Below are 1,649 nucleotides of genomic sequence, written 5' to 3' on the forward strand. Positions count from 1 at the left end.
GAAAGTGTGGCAAGAAGCAGAAAGTCATGATAAAACCATTATCTTTATTGACGAAATCGAAGGCTTAGAAAATCGTAATGATTCCAACATTTCTTCAGGAGGAGTCAATGTGATTAATACTTTATTAGATAAATTAGATGGTTTTAATAGTAGTAATAAAAAAATTGTCTTAATGGGAGCGACTAATAACCTTCATAAAATTGATACGGCTTTACGCAGTCGTTTTAGTAAAGAAATCTATATTGGTAATTTAAAAAATTCCGAAATTGAAGGTTATTTAAAACATATTATTGTCCCTTATCAAATTAGTTATCATACTTTCTTAGCTTTAAAAGAGATTACTCAATTATGTCAAGGCAAAAACCTCTCTAACCGTGATTTAACGACCATCATCGAAGAAGCTTACAAAAAAACGGCTAAATGGGCTCAACAAAACCCTCAAACCCACGAAGTTATGTTGCCTTCTGATATCGAAGAAGTCTTAAATTTGAAATTAAAAACAAAACCCGATCATCAACAAGTGAAACAACGACGAACAGCTTGTGAAAATCAATACGCTCAATGGCGAGAAGGATTCAATCAATATTTAGATAAACCCAAAGACGAAACTAAAATTGAATGTCGCTATACCTTTGATAGTTTAAACGGAATTAACTATTACAATCTTCGCTATTCTCAAATCCAAACGGAATTAAATAATATTAATCAGCAATTAACTAAAATCCACCAAGAAAATAAAATTCCACAATTAGAACAAGAATTAGTCACTTTAAACCAAACCCCTGACAAATACGAACAAACCATTAAAGATAAAAACCAAGAAATCATCGATATTAAAAACAAACTTAAAACTCTTCCAACTCAAGAAGAAAGATTAAGAAAAGAATTGAAATTGGTTGAAAATCGTCGTGAACTCCAAAAAGAACCATCTAACCTCGCCAACTACACCAAAGACCGTCATCCTTTCGACCGTTGGAATAACAGAGGGTTAACTTATGAGGAAACCTCCGTGAATGGATTCGAACATGCTCAATTTGATATGAAAGATGACAGTCATTTGTATTCAAATATCAATTTCGAAAAACAATTTAAAAAAGACTCAGGCGGTAACTGTTTAATACTTAAATACCAAGGCCCTAAATACTTCTTAGACGACGACAAAGACTATTACCTTGGTCGCGCACGTGTTTCCAATTCTAATTTCAAATTAACTGATTTCCGCCTCCACTTTAACCCTTTCCGTAAAACCTTGTCGATTTACCAAGATAAACATCACATTATATCTCAAAATAATAATCAAAAATAATTTCACCAACATTAAAAGACTCTAAATGAGAGTTTTTTTATTTTAAAAAAACTTTAAAAATCAAAAAAAATGAGAAAACAAAATGGAAATGCATAAAAAACATTTTATTTATATTTATTTAATAATTGTTGTTACATCAATCATTACAACTTATAACTTTGTTAACCATAATAATTTAGAAAAACACATTAACCTTCAAAACAATCATTTAAAACAAAAAATTAACCTTCTTGAAAAAGAAATGGACATATTCCAACAAGAAACCCAAAGTAATTTTGAAAAATTTGATAAAGATTTAAATAATTTAGAGGAACTTATAATAAATCAAAATAAATCCAACAAA

The 1,649-nt window shown here is 29.7% G+C and carries 2 protein-coding genes; both read left to right on the forward strand.

Features of this window, described 5'->3' with window-relative positions; genetic code table 11:
- The coding region (locus tag OYV_RS03755; protein WP_042068363.1) for an AAA family ATPase at nt 1-1,306 on the forward strand (1,306 nt) is incomplete at its 5' end.
- Nucleotides 1,307-1,388: 82 nt separating this feature from the next.
- Nucleotides 1,389-1,649 (forward strand): hypothetical protein (locus tag OYV_RS03760; RefSeq protein WP_042068364.1); only part of this gene is annotated, 261 nt, incomplete at its 3' end.

Origin of the sequence: 'Chrysanthemum coronarium' phytoplasma, from assembly GCF_000744065.1 — a bacterium.
GTDB classification, from domain to species: domain Bacteria; phylum Bacillota_I; class Bacilli_A; order Acholeplasmatales; family Acholeplasmataceae; genus Phytoplasma; species Phytoplasma asteris.